This is a genomic window from Cognatishimia sp. F0-27 (assembly GCF_020667845.1).
In the GTDB taxonomy this organism is placed as follows: domain Bacteria; phylum Pseudomonadota; class Alphaproteobacteria; order Rhodobacterales; family Rhodobacteraceae; genus JAFMPQ01.
Window position 1 is genome coordinate 93,425 of record NZ_JAFMPQ010000010.1, and the last position, 21,005, is coordinate 114,429.

General features: G+C 61.1%; 18 protein-coding genes. 13 read left to right on the forward strand and 5 right to left on the reverse strand.

Annotated elements, in window-relative coordinates; all coding sequences use genetic code 11:
- The first annotated feature begins 31 nt into the window (after positions 1–31).
- From J1C49_RS07600 to J1C49_RS07610, 3 genes are read left to right on the forward strand one after another with little or no spacing between them, the layout of a single operon-like run.
- The gene (locus J1C49_RS07600) at positions 32–772 is read left to right on the forward strand and encodes a hypothetical protein (protein WP_227445212.1); all 741 of its coding nucleotides are present in this window, start codon (positions 32–34) and stop codon (positions 770–772) included.
- Positions 773–829: 57 nt separating this feature from the next.
- Positions 830–2,059: a threonine ammonia-lyase IlvA gene (gene ilvA / locus J1C49_RS07605; RefSeq protein ID WP_227445213.1), complete on the forward strand. Its 1,230-nt coding sequence runs from the start codon at positions 830–832 to the stop codon at positions 2,057–2,059.
- 2 nt (positions 2,060–2,061) lie between these two features.
- Entirely contained in the window at positions 2,062–2,880 is an 819-nt protein-coding gene (locus tag J1C49_RS07610; RefSeq protein ID WP_227445214.1) for an SDR family oxidoreductase, read from the forward strand.
- Positions 2,881–3,022: 142 nt separating this feature from the next.
- Here the strand turns inward: J1C49_RS07610 and J1C49_RS07615 are convergent, their stop codons facing one another.
- The gene (locus tag J1C49_RS07615; RefSeq protein WP_227445215.1) at positions 3,023–3,367 is read right to left on the reverse strand and encodes an Hpt domain-containing protein; all 345 of its coding nucleotides are present in this window, start codon (positions 3,365–3,367) and stop codon (positions 3,023–3,025) included.
- Positions 3,368–3,606: 239 nt separating this feature from the next.
- Between J1C49_RS07615 and J1C49_RS07620 the strand changes: the two genes are divergently transcribed.
- Positions 3,607–4,896, forward strand: a complete 1,290-nt coding sequence (locus J1C49_RS07620; RefSeq protein WP_370639383.1) for a PP2C family protein-serine/threonine phosphatase — start codon at positions 3,607–3,609, stop codon at positions 4,894–4,896.
- Positions 4,897–5,268: 372 nt separating this feature from the next.
- Here J1C49_RS07620 and J1C49_RS07625 read toward each other — a convergent pair whose 3' ends face one another.
- Positions 5,269–5,718 carry an NUDIX hydrolase gene (locus J1C49_RS07625; RefSeq protein WP_227445216.1) on the reverse strand — a complete coding sequence of 150 codons (450 nt, stop codon included), beginning with the start codon at positions 5,716–5,718 and terminating at the stop codon, positions 5,269–5,271.
- Between the two features lie 77 nt (positions 5,719–5,795).
- Between J1C49_RS07625 and J1C49_RS07630 the strand changes: the two genes are divergently transcribed.
- The 9 genes from J1C49_RS07630 to J1C49_RS07670 all read left to right on the forward strand — a co-directional run bounded on the left by J1C49_RS07630 (position 5,796) and on the right by J1C49_RS07670 (position 15,541).
- Positions 5,796–6,782, forward strand: a complete 987-nt coding sequence (locus tag J1C49_RS07630) for an Hsp33 family molecular chaperone HslO (protein WP_227445217.1) — start codon at positions 5,796–5,798, stop codon at positions 6,780–6,782.
- Positions 6,779–7,384 (forward strand): CoA pyrophosphatase, encoded by a 606-nt coding sequence (locus J1C49_RS07635; protein ID WP_227445218.1) that lies wholly within the window; start codon positions 6,779–6,781, stop codon positions 7,382–7,384. Before J1C49_RS07630 ends, J1C49_RS07635 begins: the two co-directional genes overlap by 4 nt.
- Positions 7,381–8,544, forward strand: coding sequence for a CCA tRNA nucleotidyltransferase (locus tag J1C49_RS07640; RefSeq protein WP_227445219.1), 1,164 nt, complete (start codon positions 7,381–7,383; stop codon positions 8,542–8,544). Before J1C49_RS07635 ends, J1C49_RS07640 begins: the two co-directional genes overlap by 4 nt.
- 163 nt (positions 8,545–8,707) lie before the next feature.
- Entirely contained in the window at positions 8,708–10,546 is a 1,839-nt protein-coding gene (locus J1C49_RS07645; protein ID WP_227445220.1) for an ABC transporter ATP-binding protein, read from the forward strand.
- Entirely contained in the window at positions 10,543–12,390 is a 1,848-nt protein-coding gene (locus tag J1C49_RS07650) for an ABC transporter ATP-binding protein (RefSeq protein WP_227445221.1), read from the forward strand. The genes J1C49_RS07645 and J1C49_RS07650 overlap by 4 nt, the downstream gene beginning before the upstream one ends.
- Positions 12,387–12,935 (forward strand): AAA family ATPase, encoded by a 549-nt coding sequence (locus tag J1C49_RS07655; RefSeq protein ID WP_227445222.1) that lies wholly within the window; start codon positions 12,387–12,389, stop codon positions 12,933–12,935. Before J1C49_RS07650 ends, J1C49_RS07655 begins: the two co-directional genes overlap by 4 nt.
- Positions 12,922–14,151 (forward strand): class I SAM-dependent RNA methyltransferase, encoded by a 1,230-nt coding sequence (locus J1C49_RS07660; RefSeq protein WP_227445223.1) that lies wholly within the window; start codon positions 12,922–12,924, stop codon positions 14,149–14,151. The genes J1C49_RS07655 and J1C49_RS07660 overlap by 14 nt, the downstream gene beginning before the upstream one ends.
- A gap of 2 nt (positions 14,152–14,153) precedes the next feature.
- Complete coding sequence (locus J1C49_RS07665; protein ID WP_227445224.1) at positions 14,154–14,945, forward strand: ion transporter; 792 nt, start codon at positions 14,154–14,156, stop codon at positions 14,943–14,945.
- A gap of 92 nt (positions 14,946–15,037) precedes the next feature.
- Positions 15,038–15,541: a murein L,D-transpeptidase family protein gene (locus J1C49_RS07670; protein WP_227445225.1), complete on the forward strand. Its 504-nt coding sequence runs from the start codon at positions 15,038–15,040 to the stop codon at positions 15,539–15,541.
- Positions 15,542–15,846: 305 nt separating this feature from the next.
- Here J1C49_RS07670 and J1C49_RS07675 read toward each other — a convergent pair whose 3' ends face one another.
- The 3 genes from J1C49_RS07675 to J1C49_RS07685 form a co-directional block, all read right to left on the reverse strand.
- Complete coding sequence (locus tag J1C49_RS07675; protein WP_227445226.1) at positions 15,847–18,987, reverse strand: peptidoglycan DD-metalloendopeptidase family protein; 3,141 nt, start codon at positions 18,985–18,987, stop codon at positions 15,847–15,849.
- A 33-nt stretch (positions 18,988–19,020) separates the two neighbouring features.
- On the reverse strand, positions 19,021–19,482 hold the full coding sequence (locus tag J1C49_RS07680) for a hypothetical protein (protein ID WP_227445227.1): 462 nt from the start codon (positions 19,480–19,482) through the stop codon (positions 19,021–19,023).
- A 614-nt stretch (positions 19,483–20,096) separates the two neighbouring features.
- Positions 20,097–21,002: a metal ABC transporter substrate-binding protein gene (locus tag J1C49_RS07685; protein WP_227445228.1), complete on the reverse strand. Its 906-nt coding sequence runs from the start codon at positions 21,000–21,002 to the stop codon at positions 20,097–20,099.
- Between the last annotated feature and the right edge of the window lie 3 nt (positions 21,003–21,005).

A 21,005-nucleotide genomic window follows, 5' to 3' on the forward strand; every position in this document is an offset into this window, starting at 1 on the left:
AGGGGTGGAGAAGCCGAAGAGGGCAGGCGTCATGAAGGGTTGGCAGATTTTCATGCATTCGGTGCAGCTTGTGCTGCGTAATCTGACTGCGGCGCTGCAGGTTTCGGGTTTGCTTTACCTTGTGCAAGTCGCGGCCCAGATTTCCGCCTGGAGCAATCCGGCGCCGGTGAGCGATGACCCGATTGCCGCGATCGGGGCGCAGGCCTCCTTCGGGTCGGTGCTGCTGTCGATCGCGGGGCTGATTGCGAGCCTCTGGATTGCGGTGGGCTGGCATCGCTACGTTCTGGCGAACGAGACGCCGCGCGGCTGGGTGCCGGTGTGGCAGGGGCCATATCTGCTGGGGTATCTCGGACGGTCCGTTCTGATCGGGCTGTTGATTGCCATTGCGATCATGATTGCAGGGATCCCGGTTGGGCTGCTGGCGGCGGTGGTGCCGTCGATTGCCGCTCTTTTTGCATTCGGGCTTGTCGGGCTTGGAGGCTACCTGTTTTTCCGACTCGGCGTGATGCTTCCGGCGGGCGCGGTCGGCAAGCCGCTCAAACTCAAGGAAGCGTGGGAAGCGACACGGGATGACGACGGCGCGGTGATCGTTCTGGCGTTCATCGTGATGGGCGGATCTGCTTTGATCCAGCTGCCGTCGCTGATTGGCGGTGCCGGAACAATCGTCGATCTGGTCTACCAGATCGTGGTGGGCTGGTTCGCCACGGTCATCGGGATTTCGGTTCTGACGACGCTTTACGGGCATTATGTCGAAGGACGCCCCATTGATTGACCGTCCGACCCGTGACGCGGTCTTGCGCCGGGCTGCGTTCCGCGTCACCGTCCGATCATGAGTGATACCGATTTCAAACGCGCCGCGCGCGCCGCGACGGAAGCGATGCGTGCGGTGTTCCCCGAGACACCCTTGCTGCAGAACGCCCATCTTTCGGAGCGCTTCGATGCCGACATATGGCTCAAGCGGGAAGACCTGAGCCCGGTGCGTTCCTACAAGTTGCGTGGTGCGTTCAACGCCATGCGCAAGGCGAAAGCCCCGCTTTATGTCTGCGCAAGTGCCGGCAACCATGCGCAGGGTGTTGCCTATATGTGCCGGCATTTCGGGGTGAAGGGGGTGATCTTCATGCCGGTGACGACGCCGCAGCAGAAGATCCAGAAGACACGGATGTTTGGCGGAGATCACGTGGAGATCCGCCTGACGGGGGACTATTTCGACGATTGTCTGAATGCGGCGCAGGATTTCTGTGCAGAGGCCAAGGGGCATTTCCTGTCACCATTTGACGATGAGGATGTCATCGAAGGGCAGGCCGCCGTCGCGGTGGAAATCGAGGCCACGTTGGGCGCCGCCCCGGATCACATCGTCTTGCCGGTGGGCGGCGGCGGATTGAGCGCGGGGGTGCTGAGCTATTTCGGCACCGACACCCAGTATACTTTTGTCGAGCCGTCGGGCGGAGCGTCGCTCAAGGCGGCGCTGGCCGCGGGCACGCCAGTGACTTTGCCGCATGTGAACACCTTTGCCGATGGGGCCGCGGTTGCGCGGATCGGCGAGCGCACATTTGCCCGGCTCAAGGGGGTGGGGCTGGCCAATACGCTCACCATTCCCGAGGACCGGTTATGCATAACGATCCTCGAGATGCTGAATGTCGAAGGCATCGTGCTGGAACCCGCCGGGGCTCTTTCGGTGGATGCCTTGCGCGACCTTGGGCAAGCGATTCGCGGGCGGCGTGTTGTCTGTATCACCACGGGCGGGAATTTCGATTTCGAGCGGCTGCCGGAAGTGAAGGAACGTGCGCTGCGCTATTCCGGCGTCAAGAAGTACTTTATCCTGCGCTTGCCGCAGCGGCCCGGGGCGTTGAAGGATTTTCTCGGGTTTCTTGGCCCGGACGACGATATTTCCCGCTTCGAGTATCTCAAGAAGTCAGCGCGGAATTTCGGGTCGGTGCTGATTGGGATCGAGACGCGCGATCCGGCCAATTTCGAAAGGTTGTTCGCGTTGCTTGATGCCCACGGGTTTACCTATCAGGACATCACGGATGACGAACTCCTGGCCCAATTCGTGATCTGATCATGGATTTTGAAGACCGCAGTATCGTGGTGACAGGCGCGGGGCGTGGAATTGGCCGTGCGCTGGTCCATGCGTTTGCGAGGCGGGGTGGCCGGGTTTGTGTCGTGGATGTCGACAGCGCTGCGGCCGAGCGCGTCGCCGCCGAAGTCGGAGGCGTCGCCGTCACTTGCGACGTGGCCGACCCCGAGGCAATCATTGCGATGATCGAGCGCGCGACCGCGTCGCACGGGCCTGTGGAAATCCTTGTCTCCAATGCGGGTTTCGCGGCTGGTGCCCTGAGCGGGCCAACGCTCGCTGACGATGCGTTGTGGCAGCGGAATTGGGATGTTCACGTCATGGCGCATCTCCGCGCGGCGCGCGCCGTTCTTCCCGAGATGCAAAGGCGTGGGGAAGGATGGTTGGTCAATGTCGCCTCGGCGGCCGGGTTGCTCAGTCAGATCGGTGATGCGCCTTACTCGGCGAGCAAACACGCAGCGGTGAGTCTGGCGCAATCGCTCGCGATCGAGCACGGTCATGAAGGGATCAGGGCATCCGTTGTCTGTCCGCTTTATGTGGCAACACCGTTGCTCGGATATGACGATGACCATCCCGAAGGCAGGCCGCATGAAAGGGTGCTGACCGCTGAAGACGTGGCCGGGGCGGTTTTGCAGGGTATGGATGAAGACCGGTTCCTGATCTTGCCGCATCCGGAAGCGGGAGAGTTCCTGCGACGTCGCGCCGAAGATATGGATCGATGGATTTCCGGTATGCAGAGAGTCCGTGACCGGGTTTGGGATGATGGCACGCCCGTTGATCTCGGTGCGTTGCATCGGCTGATCTGACTCGGACAGTCAGAAAGTTTTCGAAACAGGATGCCACGGGGCGCGCCATTGCAAACGGCTTGCTCCAAGTCCGGGCATGGTTTGCCGCCGGCATCCGGCACCACCTGCTCGTGGAGGAATTGCTGCCGACAAGCCGATGCTGTCATGCGGCAAACCGTTCCGGGTATTGCTCTTCATATTGCGCGCTGGATTCGGCAAAGCAGGCCCGTATTTCAGCGGGCGAAACCGCATGTGCATCGCCATTGGCAGCGGCATGCTCACCTTTCTCGCAAATGGTGGAGAGCGCCGAAAACCCGAGATTGAGCGCCGCGCCTTTCAGGAAATGCATCTGCTCTTCCATCAAGGCAGGTTTGCCAACAGCTTCATCAATGGTTTCGATAATGCCAAGCACCTCTGTCAGAAAAAGATCCGACACCTCGTCGAAGTCTTCCGGTCCGATTTCATCGCGTAGTTCCGCGATTCGGCTCCAATCGATCAACTCTTTCATCGAAGGCCTTTCCCATCGTCTGTCATGGCAGCATCAACCGCGGCCGGAGCGGTGTTTTCCCAGCGTGTCGATGCCCCGCCCGTTGTCGATGTCGGAGTAGCATGGGTGAAATGAATACATGGTTCATACCGCCCCATTTTTCTTTCGATTTTGAGCTTTCACCAGTCCTTAAGGTGTCCGCGCCTAAGTGACGTGATGACCTTAGGAATGCGACAAAGGCCGAGCCCTCCATGATGGCAATGAACCCGACTCTCAATCTCGGTAGTGATCCCGGCAAGGCCGCCGGAGTGGTCAGCCGTGTTTTGATTGTGGATGACAGCGCCTTGCAGCTGAAGATCATGCGCACGATGCTTTCCAAATGGGGGTTCGAGGTCCTTGAGGCTTCATCGGGTCGTGAAGCGCTGGAGATATGCCGCCTGACCCCGCCGGATTTGATTCTGTCGGATTGGATGATGCCCGAAATGAACGGGCTCGAATTGTGTCGTCAGATCCGGGCGTTGGATCACAAGGGTTACGGCTATTTCATTCTCCTGACCTCCAAGAGTGCGAAGGACGATGTTGCGCAAGGGCTTGATGCCGGGGCGGACGATTTCCTGACAAAGCCGGTCAATGCGCATGAGCTGCGCGCGCGCATCAATGCGGGTGCGCGCGTTGTGTCCATGGAGCGGGCCCTGAGCGAGAAAAACCGCGAGGTATCCGAAGCGCTGGCGGAATTGACGGAGATCCACGAGGCGATCGACAAGGATCTGCGACAGGCCCGCACAATTCAGCAATCACTCGTTCCTGAGCGGACCCGTGTCATCGCAAATTCGCGCGTCAGCCTGATGCTGCATCCTTGCGGGCATGTCGGCGGTGATCTTGTCGGGATGTTTGCACCGGGGGCAGACCGGCTCGGGCTCTATTCGATCGACGTTTCCGGGCATGGCATCACCTCCGCCATGGTGACCGCGCGGGTAGCTGGCTACCTGTCGAGCACGTTTCCGGACCAGAATATCGCGCTTGAACGGCGGTTCGACCGTTTCCATTCGATGCGTTCACCCACTGAGGTCGGCTGTTTGTTGAACCAGCGTCTTGCAGCGGATCCGGGCGTCGAAGAGTATCTCACGATGGCCTATGTCGCTGCGAACCTGCGCAGCGGTACGCTTCGTATGGTGCAGGCCGGGCACCCGCCTCCGCTGCTGATGTCTTCGGATGGCCACGTGGAGTTCATCGGCAATGGAGGCCTTCCGATCGGGCTGGTCGAGGAGGTCAGTTACGACGATATTCGGCTCACCTTGAAGCCGGGCGACAAGCTCCTGTTGTATTCGGACGGCTTTACGGAAGCGGTTCTCAAATCGGGTGAAATGCTTGGCAATGATGGTCTGGTCGAGATTTTTGCTCAAAGCGCGGCGGAGGCCGAAGGCCCTGAAGTCCTCGAAGACATGTATTGGCGATTGACCCAGCAGATGGCCGATCCTGAACAGATGGGTGACGACGTTTCTGCGGCTCTTCTGGAATTTGGCACGGTTGCGGACAGCGTCGACCCGTGAACTGTGAACCGGAAGGCAGCCCATCCCGCCTCTCCAAACCGGGATTGCAGGCGCAAACAAGATTCAACAGCTTCCATGCGTTCCAAGCCCTCTCGGCAAGGGACCTTGCCCTGGAGGGCGCCTTGCCCGGAGAGCTTGAATGAGGATGATCGATTTCTTGGGTTACCCGGCACGATCGCCCTTCGCATGGCCGTCTCATGATGGGGCAAGCGGGCCTGTCCCGACCTTAACCACCACAGACGCGGAGACGGCCTCAGTCCGGATATGCCCGCGAAAAGCATCGGATCGGTCGCAAGGCACAGAGCCTGTTCGATCTGATAACCAAGTCTCCAAACGCCGCGCCGACGGATCGGACGCCTTTGCTGTCCGACGTCAGCCCTGAAAACCTGAGGCAAAGCGCGCAACGAATGCCCGATCGCCCTGATTTCCGAGATCTTGCGCCGCGTTTTCGATGGGCATCCATGTTGCGATGTGATCCGCTTCTGTCGGGTCGCCCAATCGGCAAACGGGATGCGCCACGTAAATCGTGCAGAGCTTTTCGGCCCACAGGTTGTATTCCGGCATGTAGGTGAAGCGGCGAAACGCGCCGAGGCGGCGCGGCGCGGCGATGCGCCAGCCGGTTTCTTCCCAGACTTCGCGATGCAAGGCGGATAACGGGCTTTCGCCGTGGTCTATACCGCCGCCGGGCAATTGGAGTTCGGGGCCCGGGTTGGTTTGCAACGTCAGCAGCAAGGCTCCCTCTCGCGGCAGAATGGCGTAAACGCCGGGCCGCAACCGGTAACGTTGCGCGCGGTCGGGTTGTCGGCCATAGCGTCGGATCATGTTCCGCCCCTTTGCGCTCGCTGCAATTGATCCTATATGGCAGCGGTATGCCAGCGCCCGGCAGATAAGGAAACCCCATGAGCCTTGGTTCAAAACTCGCCTGGGACGACACAGTCCTGCCATTTCAGCTTGACCGCTCCGACATTCGCGGCCGCATCGCGCGGCTTGACGGTGTGCTGTCCGGCGTGCTCAAGCAACATGACTATCCTGCGCAAGTCGAAGCGCTTGTTGCCGAGATGGCCCTGCTTACGGCCCTGATCGGTCAGACGGTCAAGCTGCGCTGGAAGCTGTCGCTTCAGGTGCAGACCAATGGGCCGGTGCGCATGATCGCAACCGATTACTTCGCCCCGCAGAGCGAAGGGGAGACGGCCCGGATCCGCGCCTATGCAAGCTTCGACGCGGACCGTGTGACCGACGCGCCGGGGTTTGACCAGCTCGGCAAAGGGTATTTCGCAATCCTGATCGACCAAGGCGAAGGCATGACGCCCTACCAGGGCATCACCCCCATCGCCGGTGCGTCCCTGTCGGATTGTGCAGCCTCCTATTTTGCCCAGTCCGAACAGCTTCCGACCGTTTTCGCCCTGTCCTATGGCCGGTCAACCGAACGCGGCAGCGACGAGCATTGGCGCGCTGGCGGCATCATGTTGCAGCATATGCCCGAGGCGTCCCCCTTCGCGAAGGATGGCGGGTCGGGTGAAGGCGGTTTGCTTGAAGCCACGGATCTGGTCGAAGGCGAGGATGGTGAGAACTGGAACCGCGTCAATCACCATCTGGCGACGGTTGAAGAGCTTGAGCTGATCGGCCCGAGCGTGTCGCCAACCGAATTGCTGCGCCGGTTGTTCCACGAGGAAACGCCCCGTGTCTTTGACGCACAGGCAGTCCGGTTCGGCTGCACCTGTTCTGAGGATCGCGTGCGCCAGAGTCTGTCGATCTATTCCGCCCGCGACATCGAGAAGATGACCACGGAAGAGGGGCGCGTGACTGCGGATTGCCAATTCTGCGGCGCTCACTATGACCTTGATCCCAAAACCGTCGGCTTCGAGGCCGAAGATACACGATCATGAGCCTTGCCGCGGACCAGATCGACTCTCTTCGCAGGGCTTTGGATCGGGTCAGCGGCGCCTCGTCGGATTTCGACCTCAATGCCGATGGCGCTCGACCGGCTTCGCGGACCTTGCACCCGGCGGGTGTTCTTGCCGCCTTTTCAGAAACGCCGGAGGGGTTGAGCCTTGTGTTGACGAAACGCTCGTCGAGGCTCAAGCATCATCCCGGCCAGATTGCCTTTCCCGGCGGCAAGCAGGATGACACCGATCCTGACGTGACGGCGACGGCTCTGCGCGAGGCACAGGAAGAGGTGGGCCTGCCTCCCGAAAGCGTGGAAGTGCTGGGGGTCCTTCCGGACCATGAGACGGTTACGGGCTTTCTGATGACACCCGTGATCGGCATCCTGCGCGCGCCTTTCGAGCCCGTGCCGGAACCGGGCGAGGTAGAGGAAGTGTTTACCGCACCTTTTGCTCATGTGACGGACCCCGCGCGATACTCGGTGCAGTATCGCCGCTGGCGCGGCACACGGCGGCATTACTATGCCGTCCCGCTCGGCCCGTATTACATCTGGGGGGCCACCGCGCGGATCTTGCGCGGACTGGCGGAACGGGTTTCTGCGTGACAATCCTGCGGGGTGCCTGGCTGGAGGCCGACGGGACGCAAGCCGTGCTTGGTATGCTCGTGCGGGCCGGACACAGGGCTTATGCGGTTGGTGGCTGCGTGAGAAATGCCCTTTTGCAGCGCCCTGTGGAGGATGTGGATATCGCCACGGACGCAACGCCGGAAACGGTGATCCGTCTTGCCAAGGATGCGGGGCTGAAGCCCGTGCCGACCGGCATCGACCATGGCACGATCACGGTGGTGGCCGATGGCACGGGCTACGAGGTCACGACCTTCCGCGCCGATGTGCAAACCGACGGACGCCATGCAACCGTGCGCTTTTCCACCAGTGTCGACGAGGATGCGCGGCGGCGGGATTTCACGATGAACGCGCTCTACGCGGATTTCAAAGGCCGCCTGACCGATCCGCTTGGCGGTTTGGACGACCTGCGCGCACGGCGCGTGCGCTTCATCGAGGACCCGGTGCGCCGCATCGAGGAAGACTACCTGCGCATTCTGCGGTTCTTCCGGTTCTCGGCCTGGTATGGCGACCCCGGACTTGGCATGGATCCGGACGCTCTGGCGGCGATTGCGGGGCATGTCGAGGGGCTCGATAATCTGTCACGCGAAAGGGTCGGTGCGGAACTGATCAAACTCCTCGCCGCGCCGGACCCGGTCATGGCGGTAGCGGTCATGGAACGCACCGGGGTCCTGACACGGATCCTTCCGGGCAGCAGCGCGCGGGGTCTTGGCCCGCTTGTCCTTGCCGAAAAGAGCTTGGCCTGCCCGCCGGACGCGATCCGCAGGCTTGCCGCGCTTGGATCGGTCGAGCCGCCCGCGCTGCGCCTCAGCAAGCGGCAGGGCAGGGCGCTTGACCTCTTGCGGCGTCTCGTTGGCGCGGACATGGGTCTTCCCGAGATTGCCTGGCGGCACGGAGCGGAGGCCGCCACCGATGTCGCGCTCTTGCGCGCGGCAAGCTTCGAGTCGCTCCCAAGTGCAGATGCGCAATCCCTCATTGCGCAGGGGGCCGCCGCGCGCTTTCCGATAGAATCGCGTGACCTCATGCCGGCTTTTGAGGGCGCAGCGCTCGGCGCCATGCTCAGACGTCTGGAAGCGCAGTGGATTGCATCCGGGTTCACTCTGACACGTGAGGACTTGCTGGCGCGCGCGCGGCAGGGGTGACACAGGGGCGCAAATGTTGTAACGAATTCGAACCAATCGGAGGACCGTGATGATTTACGACAGGATTCGACCCAGCTTCGTCTGAGCCGCCCTGCGTCGTGCGGGCTGCCTTGGGCGCCCCGCCATTTTCATCATTTCGTTCAAGCCTATCTAGGTCCTTCAGATGTTCCGCTTCTTTGAAAATCTCGTAAATCCCTACGTGGATTATGCCGAAACCGACCGCCCGCCGCAGCGGCTCTGGCCGTTTTTGCTGGCGTATTCCCAGCCTTTCAAGGGGTTGTTTATCGGCGCAACGCTGCTCTCTATCGTGGTGGCGGGGGTCGAACTTGGCCTGATTTTCGCCATGGGCTGGGTCGTCGATATCCTGACGGGTGAGCCGGCGGCGGTGTGGGATGCCCATGGCACCACGCTCATCCTGCTCGCGCTCTTTGTCTTGCTTGTGAGACCCTTCTTTCAGGCGCTCGATGTGCTTGTGCTCAATAATGCCATCATGCCGAATTTTGCGACGCTGATCCGCTGGCGGGCGCATCGGCATGTCTTGCGGCAATCGGTCGGCTGGTTCGAGAACGACTTTGCCGGACGGATCGCCAACCGGATCGTGCAGACCCCGCCCGCCGCCGGCGAAGCTGTGTTTCAGGTTTTTGACGCCGTGGCCTATGCCCTCGCCTATGTGGTCGGTGCGATGCTTGTTCTGGGCGATGCCGATCCGCGGTTGATGATCCCGCTGGCGCTTTGGCTGTTGCTTTATTTCGGCCTGCTGCGGTGGACGATCACGCGGGTCGGCCCCGCGTCGCAGGCATCGTCCGATGCTCGGTCGGAAGTGACCGGGCGGATTGTCGATGCCTATACCAACATTCACTCGGTCAAGATGTTCGCGCATCACGACCGGGAGTTGGCCTATGCCAAGGATGCAATCGAGAATACCCGCACAACCTTCCGCACCGAGATGCGGCTCTATACGATCATGGATATCGCGCTGACCCTGCTGAATGGGCTGTTGATCGTCAGCGTGACCGGTTTTGCCATTGCGCTCTGGATGGCGGGCGAGGCGACCACGGGCGGTGTTGCGGCGGCGGCGGCGCTGACCTTGCGGCTCAACGCGATGACAGGGTGGATCATGTGGGCGCTGACCACGCTGTTTCGGCAGCTTGGGGTGGTGGCGGAGGGCATGGAGACCATCGCCCAGCCTCTTGCGCTCACGGACGCAGTGGATGCCAAGCCGCTTGCGCTCACCGAAGGGCGGATCGAGATCGAAGGGCTGTCACACCATTACGGGCGCGAAGCCGGCGGGCTCGACCGGATCAACCTGACCATCCAGCCCGGCGAAAAGATCGGTCTCATCGGGCGGTCGGGAGCGGGAAAGTCGACCCTGGTGAAGCTGCTGTTGCGGTTCTACGATGCCGAAACGGGTTCGATCCGGATTGATGGGCAGGATATCGGCAAGGTCACACAGGACAGCTTGCGGCTCGCCATCGGCATGGTTCAGCAGGACAGCTCGCTTCTGCATCGGTCGGTGCGGGACAACATCCTTTACGGCCGCCCGGACGCCACCGAAGAGGCGTTGTTCGAGGCGGCAAGACAGGCGCAGGCGCATGACTTCATCATGGACCTCGAAGACCCGCAGGGCCGCAAGGGTTATGACGCGCAAGTCGGGGAGCGCGGTGTCAAACTCTCTGGCGGACAACGCCAAAGGGTCACGCTGGCGCGGGTCATCCTCAAGGACGCACCCATCCTGTTGCTGGACGAGGCGACCTCGGCGCTGGACAGCGAGGTGGAAGCGGCCATCCAGGACACGCTTTATGGCATGATGGAAGGCAAGACCGTTATCGCCATCGCGCATCGGCTCAGCACCATTGCACAGATGGACCGGATTCTGGTCATGGATCAGGGCCGGATTGTCGAAGAGGGCTCACATGAGGCGCTTTTGGCCTCAGGCGGGCTATATGCCCAATTCTGGGCGCGCCAAAGTGGCGGGTTCCTCGATACGGAGGCTGCCGAATGATGAGCCGCATTTCCAACTGGATCGACCCGTTTGCCCATGCAGACGGGCCGCCACCCAGAACGCTGATCCCGTTTGTGCGCTGGGCGTTGCGCGGGGCGGGGCTGCCGTTGTTCGTGGCTGGGGTGATTTCCATTTTGTCGGGTATAGTCGAAGTGTCAGCGGCGCTGCTTCTGGGTCGCGTGGTCGATGCTGCGCTGAACGCACCCGCCGATCAGGTCTTTGGCGAGAATTCCGGCATCCTGATCTTTTCGCTGATCTTTTTCCTTGTGCTGCGGCCTGTGTTCTTTGGCGCCAACGCGCTGATGCAAAACCTCGTAGTCGCGCCCAATGTCTTCAATCTCGCGTTGCAGCGGCTGCACCGGCATGCGCTGGGTCATTCGGTGACCTTCTTTGACAACGACTTCGCCGGACGCATCAGCCAGAAGGAGATGCAAACCGCGCGGGCCTTGACCGATGCGGCGGTTGAGATCCTGCAAACGGTGCTCTTTGCGCTGGCGTCGATTGCGGGTGCCGTGCTGCTGTTGGGCACAGTGGACGGCCGCATCGCGTTTGGCCTTGTGGTGTGGATGATCGGGTATCTGGCGATGATCCGATATTTCATGCCGCGCATTCGCGTGCGGTCCAAGGCGCGGGCGGCTGCGCGGGCCAATGTCACCGGCCAGATTGTCGACACCGTGACCAATATCAAGACAGTCAAACTGTTTGCCCATGCCGATCACGAGGATCGCGCTGCGCTGGGCGCGATGGACACGTTGCGGGGCCGGGCGCTGGACTATGGGCGTGTTTCGGTAACCTTCCGCTTTTGCCTGATGGGTGTGGCCGGGCTTCTGCCGCTGATGCTTGTGGGCGGCGCGCTCTACTACTGGTCACTTGGCCTTGTGAGCGCCGGCGATATTGCGGCCACGGGTGCCGTGAGCCTGCGTCTTGCACAAATGACCGGCTGGGTCAGCTTCACGCTCATGGCGCTGTATTCGAATATCGGCGAGGTCGAGGACGGTATGCGGACGCTGACACCGCCTCATGCGCTTGTCGACAGCCCCGACGCGACAGAGCTCGCGGTGCCCAGCGGGCGCATCGTGTTTGACAATCTCAGCTTTGCCTATGGCCGCGAAAACGGGGGTGTCCGGGACATTGCGCTGGATATTGCCGGTGGCGAAAAGGTGGGCGTCGTTGGTGCCTCTGGTGCAGGCAAGTCGACATTGGTTGCGCTGCTCCTGCGCCTTTATGACACCGAAGAGGGCGCGGTAGAGATCGACGGGCAGGACATTCGGAGCGTGACACAGGAAAGCCTGCGCCGCCAGATTGGCATGGTCACGCAGGAAACGGCCATGTTCAATCGCTCTGCGATCGACAACATCCGGTATGGCAAGCCCGATGCGACCGATGCGGAGGTTTTTGCCGCGGCGCGCAAGGCGGAAGCGCATGATTTCATCATGGGTTTGCAAGACCATAATGGCCGGGAAGGCTATGACGCACATCTTGGCGAGCGGGGCGTCAAGCTGTCTGGTGGACAGCGGCAACGCATCGCTCTGGCGCGTGCGATCCTCAAGGATGCGCCGATCCTCGTGCTTGATGAGGCGACCTCCGCGCTCGACAGCGAGGTGGAAGCCTCCATTCAGGCCGCGCTTGACCGGGTGATGGAAGGCAAGACCGTTCTTGCGATTGCGCACCGGCTCTCGACGCTGGCATCCATGGACCGGATCATCGTGCTTGACGCGGGCGAGATCGTCGAAGAGGGCACCCATGAGGGCCTTTTGAACAAGCGCGGGCTCTACGCGCGCTATTGGGAGCGGCAGTCCGGCGGGTTCCTCGGATCAGACGAGGCACCGGAGGCCGCCGAGTGAAACGCGTGATGATCGTCGGTCAGCCGGGTTCAGGCAAATCGACGCTCGCACGCGAGATCGGCGCGCGCACCGGTTTGCCGGTTGTCCATGTCGATCACATTCACCATCTTCCGGGTTGGGGCGCGCGTCCGCGCGACGAGAAAATCGCCATGGCGCTTGACGTGCAGGCGCAACCGGAATGGGTTTTCGAAGGCGGGTTATCCGCCACCTGGGAAGATCGCTTTGCCCGTGCGGACACGATCATCTTTCTCGATTTTCCGTTGTGGTTGCGCGGTTGGCGCGTCATCAAACGGACGCTGCGCTACTACGGAAAAACGCGTCCGGATATGGCGGAAGACTGTCCCGAGCGGTTCAACTGGGAATTCACGCGCTGGATCTGGGACACGCGGCATAGCGGACGCGAGGGGCCGTTGCGGCTGATCGCGGATCCGGTTCCGGGCAAGCGCCGCTTTCATCTGACATCCCGCGCCGATGTGCGCCGGTTCCTTGCCGGGCTGGACGCGGGCGCGCAAAGCGGGCAAGAGCCAGCAAATGGAACGCTTTGAGATCACAAGACTGGGCCATCGCGGCGATGGCATTGCGCAGGATGCAGAGGGACAGACCGTGTTTGTCCCCCGAACCCTGCCCGGAGAGGTCGTCGAGGGACAGCGCAAGGGCGATACGGTGCCGGAGCCCCGCATCGTCACACCGTCGGCGGACCGGGTCTCACCGCCCTGTCGCCACGCGAAGTCTTGTGGCGGGTGCCAGCTCCAGCATGTCTCCGAGACATTCGCGGCGCGTTGGAAGGAATCGGTGATCCGCAATGCACTGGCCGCGCATGGCGTGGAGGCTGACATCCGCCCGATGCTGACGTCGCCGCCCCGGTCACGGCGTCGGGCGACCTTCTCCGCGCGCCGGACCAAGAAAGGCGCGCTTGCCGGATTTCACGCGCTGCGCTCCGATGTGGTGATCGCGGTGCCGGATTGCACATTGGTCACGCCGCGCCTTGCCGCCGCGCTGCCAATGGTCGAAGCGCTGGCCGTCCTTGGCGCAAGCCGCAAGGGAGAATTGTCTGTTCAGGTCACAGACAGCCTCTCCGGCCTCGATGTGGGCGTCACCGGCGGCAAGACGCCCGACGTGACGCTCAGACAGGCCCTCAGTGACATCGGGCGCGCATTCGATCTTGCGCGGATCGCGTGGGATGACGAGGTTCTTACGCGCCGCCCGCCAATCCAGCGGTTTGGCTCGGTCGATGTGGTGCCCCCGCCGGGCACGTTCCTTCAGGCGACGCAGGCGGGGGAGACTGCCTTGCGTGCGGCGGTTCTCGACATTCTGGCAGGCTCCACCTGTGTTGCGGATCTGTTTGCCGGGTGCGGAACCTTTGCCCTGCCTCTGGCGGGAAAACGCCCGGTGCACGCGGTGGAGGCCAATCGCGCCATGCTCGCGGCGCTTGATCATGGCTGGCGGCAGGGCACCGGCCTGCGCAAAGTCACGACGGAGGCGCGAGACCTGTTTCGCAATCCGCTTCTTCCGGACGAGCTCGCACGCTTTGACGGCATCGCCCTTGATCCGCCGCGGGCCGGTGCCGAAGCTCAGATCACCCAGATCATCGGGGCACGGGTGCCATGCGTGGCCTATGTTTCGTGCAATCCGGTGACCTTCGCGAAAGATGCCGCCCGTATGATTGCGGCGGGCTACGAGATTGGCGCCGTTCAGGGGATTGATCAATTTCGTTGGTCAACCCATGTGGAGCTGGTCGCCGGTTTCACCTTGAAAGGATAGTCATGGGATTTCAGGCTCGTCTCGCCGCGTATCTCGAACTTGCCGTTGTGCGCAACACCATCATTGCGGTGATTATCGTGAATGCCGTTGTGCTGGGGCTCGAAACCTCGCAAACGGTCATGGCCCGGGCGGGAGGCGTGATCCTTTTGATCGACAAGATCTGTCTTGCGATCTTTGTCGCGGAAATCGTCGCAAAGCTGATCGCCTATGGCGCGCGGTTCTTTCGCAATGGCTGGAATCTCTTCGATTTCGTAATCGTCGGCATTGCGCTTGTCCCGGCTGGACAAGGGCTGTCCGTCTTGCGCGCGCTGCGTATCCTGCGTGTCTTGCGCGTGGTTTCGGTGGCACCGAGCCTGCGCCGCGTGGTCGAAGGGTTCATCACCGCGCTGCCCGGCATGGGCAGCGTGTTTCTCCTGATGGCGCTGATTTTCTATATCGGTGCGGTCATGGCGACCAAGCTTTTCGCAAGTGCTTTCCCCGACTGGTTCGGCGATCTGGGCCGTTCGGCCTATTCGCTCTTCCAGATCATGACACTTGAGTCCTGGTCCATGGGTATCGTGCGCCCGGTGATGGAGGTTTATCCCTATGCATGGGCCTTCTTTGTGCCGTTCATTATGGTCACGACCTTCGCAGTGGTGAACCTGCTTGTCGGTCTGATCGTAAACTCGATGCAGGACGCCCACGAAAAGGACGATACGGAGAAAACCGACGCCTACCGCGATGAGGTGCTGGCCCGCCTCGAAGCCATTGAACTGCGGTTGACCGAGTCGGAAGAGTCGCGCTCCAGACAATAAAATTAGGCCCGCTTCACAGTATGCTTCTCGATTGACCAAAAATCGGATACATTTGGTCAAAAAAATACCTGAGCAGAAATGAGGCAGAACTCATGAGACCAATTCGACTTATCGCATTGCTGTTCGCCATGTTGACGGTGGCGGGTTGTGCGACGCAGGACCAGAGGTTCTTGCATTACGACGGGCCCGAAGTGACCCATGTGCTTGTCGAAAAGAGCAAGCGCAGGATGTATCTCCTCCATCACGGCACCGTTTTGCAATCGCACCGCATTGATCTTGGGTTTGCACCGGATGGTGACAAGAAAGTGCAGGGAGACGGGCGCACGCCGGAAGGCGATTACAGGATCGACAAACGCAATCCGAACTCGGCCTTTCACCTGTCGATCGGGATAAGCTATCCGAACCGGCAGGATATCGCGGAAGCCATCGCCTTGGGCCGGTCTCCGGGCGGAGACATCTTCATCCATGGCGAGCCGAACGACTGGAAAGCCAAGGGGCGCGACTGGACCGAAGGTTGCATTGCCGTCACAAATGCGGAGATGCGCCGAATCTATGCCATGGTGCAGAACGGCACTCCGATCCGCATCAAGCCATAATCCGTCAGAGCACCATCAAAGCACTGAGAGCGCATGGGCCATCCGGCCCTTGCGCGTTGCTTGCAGATATCTGTGCAGTGGGTCTCAAGATTGGCGGAGGCGCCATTTCTTGTGCTGATCCACCGAGACGGGCGGGTTTTTGGCCGCATCGAGGGGAGCTTTCCGCGCCTCCTTCCGGTCAGCCGCGCAGGCCGCGCGTGCACCCCTCCGCCACGTCACGGGCAAAAGAAACGCGAGGCGCATTGGGCGGCGAGGGCGGACCGTTGATCCGAGGGATCGCCGGCCCGCTCGCTCCCGATGACGGATCAGAGCAGGAAGTCGCCCGCCTCGGCACCCCCGACGATATAGATCTGGCCGTCCGCCGACGCGTCACCGTCCACGTCGAGGCTCGCAATCGTGACCGTCACGCCTGAGCGAACCACGTCGAGCAGGGTCATCTCCCCAGCATTGCCGCCGAAACTGTTGACCACGGAGAATGCCTGATTGCCCGGTGCCCCGATATTGGCATCAATCAGGTAAAGGTTGATCACGTCTCCTTCTGCTGCAGAGAAATCGCGCACTTCGTCGCGCCGGAACTGGCCCACGCCGATATCGTTGATGTCTCGGAACACAAAATTATCCGCCCCCGGTCCACCGGAGATCAGATCCCGTCCGGGACCGCCATCGAGGTAATCGGCCCCTGGCCCGCCAAAGATCCGGTCGCCATCAGCGCCACCAAGTAGGCGATCGGCACCATTTCCGCCCAGGATCGTGTCTGCGCCCGCGAGGCCATAGATCGTGTCGTTGCCGTTGCTCCCTTCAAGCCGGTTCCCATGCAGCGCGGTGCCGTAGATCGTGTCATGCGATCCGGAACCGAACACATGCTCGATCGTGGAGATCTGATCGTTGCCACCCCCTCCCGAGGCCTGCCCCGCTTGAAGGTTAACCTGAACGGGCGTGAATGTGCCGCTATACAGCACCGTGTCGAAATTGGACCCGCCCGCAAGGGTGTCGTCGCCGGACCCGCCGAGCAGCGTATCCGGACCGGAGCCGCCATCGAGCGAATCTGCCCCATCCTCGCCCTCCAGCCGATCCGCATGGGCACCGCCAAGAAGCGTGTCGCTGGCATCGCCGCCAAACAACCTGTCATCCTGTGCGCCACCATCGAGGAGGTCTTCATCCGAGCCGCCGTAGAGCGCGTCATCGCTGGCGCCTCCAAGCAATGTGTCATCGCCATCAAGCCCGTAGAGGCTGTCGCGCCCGGAGTCTCCTTCGATCCGGTTGCCATGAATCCGCGTCCCATAGATCACGTCATTCGAGGCCGATCCAACCGCATGCTCGACCTGCAAAACAGTATCCTGGCCGCCGCCGCCGGTTGCGCGCCCGGCTTCGAGGTTGAGACTGACGGGGGCAAAGATGTTGGTGTAGCGCACCGTATCGAAATTGGTGCCGCCAATGATCGTATCGTCTCCCGCGCCGCCATGCAGCATGTCAGGCCCCGTCCCGCCATCAAGCCAATCGTCCCCGCTTGCGCCGAGCAGAGTGTCATTTCCAGACTGACCAAGCAGCCGGTTGTCGTCCGCGTTGCCGGTGATGGTGTCGTTGCCAGCAAGAGCGAAGGCGGTTGTGCGCCCTGTCCAGAATTCGTCGTCGTCTCCGGTCGTAAACGGACTTGATGCGCCGCCGCCGCCGCCCGGAGCAAACAATTGCGTTGTGCTGGTGTAGCTCGACCCCTGTGCAAGCGACGATCCGGTGGTGGAATTTGCATGCTCGAATTGCACGAAATCCGCCGGGATCCGTCCGACGCTGGCATCTGCGACCAACCCCGCTCGGAATTGGATTGTCGCGTTGGAGTACTGGAAGTGCAAATGGTCCACGTTCTGATCTTCGGGCCCATAGCTTGTTCCCGTTCGGCCGATATATCCGATAACCTCGCCAGCTTGCACAGTTTGTGCGCCCGCGGCAGGCACGTTGGAGCCATCATTATCGGGACCCATCAGGTGAAAATAGCTGGTGTAGAAGAAGTTCCCGTTTGCGTCAGTATGACGAAGCGTGACCATATTCCCGATATTGCTCGTCCCAAGGCTGGCAATAACATCGGCGTCGGTGGAGTTTACCGGTCTGATATTGGGTCCATCCGGCACATGATCCACATAGTCGACGACCTCCCCGTCGGCGACGGCGAGAACAGGCGTTCCGAAAGGCAGCGAGAAATCATAGGCCTGCGCAACATAGCCTTTATGCGTTTGTCCACTCCCGGGAATCTGCATGACCAGTGAGTCAATCCCGGCTTCGAAAGGCAATGGAACGACATAGGGCGGACCAGAAAGACCGGGCGGTGTCACGGGCGCATCGTCATCATCGACAATGTCCATACTGGCCGTTGACGTGCCGATCGTCGCGCCCCCGGTCGGGTTGCTCAGGACAATCTGAAAGCTTTCCAGATCGGCATCCGTGTAGTCGGTGTCACCATTTACAAACACCGTGATTGTCTGTGCCGCGGTGCTGCCATTGACAAAGGATACTGTGCCGCTTTGGCTTCCAGCGAAGTCATTCGGGCTTGTTGACGCATGAACCAATTGCCAGCTGGCACTTACAAAACCGTCATCGCCGCCGCTTCGCGTCACCGTGAAGGTCACGGGCGTCGTGCCGCTGTCTCCCTCATTCACAGAAACCTGGTTGCGGTTGATCGACAGTTGCCCTGGGACTGTCGGTGCGGGATCTGCATCGAACACGGTTCCGATAAACTGTGTCGAACCACCCAATGTCGCATTGCCCGAAACCGAATTCAGCTCCAGCGTGTAACCCTCTGGTCCACCGTCATAGACGCCATCCAAGACGGCGAAAACCGTGACTTGACCGGTGGTTTGCCCCGCCGGAATGAAGAATGACGCGCTGCTGGTGGTCACATCATTTGCGTCGATACGATCGTCCACAAACGCACCGCGGCCGCGCAATTCGTATCCAACAGTGACATTCGTATTTGACGGCTCTGAAAGCTGGATGGTGTAGGTAATACTGCCACCCTCGGTCATGCTGCTGCTGGTGGCCTGAAAGACATTGACTTCGGGTGTCGGATTTGGCGCGACCGTCTGCACGGAGCCATATTCAGCGCCGATATTCCCATAGCCTTCAATGGCGCCGTTGATCACCAAGCTGTCGACCGCATTCGAGGTGCCGGCATGGAACCGCAGGCCGAGGATATCGCTCAACAGGTATTCGAAAGAATTTTGGATTGAGCTGGCGTCCCGGAAAAAGTCGACGGTTTGACCTGAGGGGATAATCGTCCCGTTGAAGGAGAAATAGCCGCCACCAGCGGTATCGTCACGCAGGTTGATCGCAAGAAGATCTGAACCCGAATACCCATTGGACGTGAAATTGAAAAAATCGATGTAATCGTAGACTCGAATAGACTGTCCCGGAGCAAGCGCGGGAATCGTATCATAGTCAATTCTTGGTGGGGGCATCGTGCGTGTCTTTCTACTGAGTTCGGTGCTGTGTCATATTGAATGAAGCGATTGATGAATGGCTTGCATCGTGCTCGGCGGCCCCGAATTCGACAGCCTCGCAGGGTTCAAGAAAATCATGGTGTTACCGTTGAGATGGCGTGGGCCGGAGTCCCGTCGAACAGGTGTCGCATCCATGATGATCCGTGCGCCGGTTTCCACCACCCGAGGCGCGTCTATGGCGAACAAGACCGGCTCCTTGACGGACATGGTGCCGAGGCGTGGTTCGACCGCCACATCGAAGCTTGTATGCGCCAAGAACCGGCAATCGAATGAAACGGTGCCCGGTGTGTTGCCGCCCAGATCAATGGATTGGCTGAAGGTTTCCGGATCTGTCTTGTCTCCGCGTTCGAAGGTGAGATCGGCAAAACAGGATTCCGACCCAGGATTCACGGGATTGGACGCGGAATGCACGGAGGTAACCAAAAAAATCGTTCCAATCTGCAATATCTTCACAGGAGATGCTTCATACCGGCCAATGTAACGCCGCAGACCCTCTTGCCCCGATGTGGCACCACCGAAAGGGCGCTGTAAACGATGAAGGGTTCAAATGTGCGGTTTTGTCCATATCGGAGGCTTCTGACGGGGAGTCTGATCGGATGAGAGCCAAGTGGCCGGTCCTGCAATACTGCTTGACCGTCCGATGAGCGGTGAAGCAGGTGACAGGCTGTTGATGCCTCGCCCGCGGGACGCGGCACTTTTCATGCGGGGGTGGCGCTGTCTGGCTGCAGCCATTGCGGCCTGCCGATTGTCTGACCCGGTCTGCCATCGGGTCATTGCCGCCGAAGGGGACAGTCGATTGTGGAGAGTCCCGCGCAAAAAACGCGCCTTGCCAATCGTTTGTCCGCGGTTGACCAACGCGATTGATGACGATCTGTGCACGCAACGCGCGCTGGCTCTGCGTTCGTGAGAAACGAGCCGCTTTTCAGAACACGCGATCGCGTCCAAAACACCTCATGAGGTCGGCTCGGAGGGCGCGGCGCTCAACGGCCGGTCCGGCGCTCGCGGGTAGCGTGATCGAAGAATACACGTCAGGCGGCGCTGATGCGGGCGAGCATAAGAGCCGCAGCCTAGCCGCGGCCAGCGCGGTCGGCAGCGTCGGCCAGTCGCGCGACGGCAGCCTCAAACGCTTGCAGGAAGGGAAGATCGCCGTCTGGCTGCGCGAGAGGGGGGAACACAACATCCTGCAAGCCAAGCTTCGCCACGTCTGCGCGCGCCTCGTCGGGCGGGGCAGCCTCCCAGATCAGCACGCGCGCCCCGCTCTGGTCGACAAGCGCTTGCAGATCCGCGAGCTGGGCGGCATCGGGGGCCGCGCCAGCATCCCATTCGAGCGAAAAGATCGTCAGGCCATAGGCGCGCGCAAGATATTGGTAGCGCGGGTGCGTGGTAATGAAGACCGTGTCCGAAAGTCCGCTGAGCGTATCCCGGGCCAAACCGTCAAGAGCCGCGAGGTCATCGGACAGAGCGGCAAGACGTGCGTCGATCTCGGACGCGTCACCCAAACCGCGCGCCTTCAACGCCGCAGCCACGGCCTGCGCTTGGGCTTGGGCCAGACGCGGATCCAGCCATGTGAAAGACGCGGTGCCGTCATGAGAATGTGTGCCGCCATCACCGTGGCTATGGGTGATCGTTTCCGTCGCGATCAACGTATCCTCGATCCCGCGCGTCGTGTTCACAAGTTTCGAGCGGGGCAGCGAGACCTGGGTTGTCCAGCTTGCGAAGCCGGCACCGTTCAACAGGATCAAATCCGCCGCCTGTATCGCGCTGATATCGGCAATGGAGGGGCGCCAGAATGACGGGTCCACGCCGTCGGGCACGGGAAAGTCAACATTTGCCCCATCGCCCAGAAGCCGTTCGGCCATGACCTGAAGCGGATGGTTGACGGCAATCACGCGGGGGGCCTCCTCGGCGCTGACCGCGCGCGCGGCGAGCAGCAAGGTCGCCAAGAGGGCAGCAACACAGATCTTGAGGCGCATAAG